Origin of the sequence: Lysinibacillus sp. FJAT-14222 (assembly GCF_001278875.1) — a bacterium.
Classification (GTDB): Bacteria; Bacillota; Bacilli; order Bacillales_A; family Planococcaceae; genus Lysinibacillus; species Lysinibacillus agricola.
In genome coordinates, this window is sequence record NZ_LIYL01000026.1 from 1 (window position 1) to 221 (window position 221).

Annotated in this window: 1 pseudogene; it reads left to right on the plus strand. The window is 37.6% G+C overall.

The features are described 5' to 3' along the window. Positions 1 to 221, plus strand: a pseudogene (locus AN161_RS30340) (hypothetical protein); the annotation flags it as partial.

Consider the following 221-nt stretch of genomic DNA (forward strand, 5'->3'; position numbering starts at 1 on the left):
GGGAATCATGCCCCAGCCATGCTAGTGGAAATCATTAATCAAAAATTAGGTTACACAAAGCAAACGATACAGAAAGTGAATACGATAACCTTTAGAGCCAGTCAGTATAACCATGTGACGGGTAGTTATGAAAAGAAAAAACTCCATCAACGTTGGAGTCAAATTGGAAGTCATCTCGTACAACGAGATTTATATAGTGCGTTTTTACTGATGAATAGTGA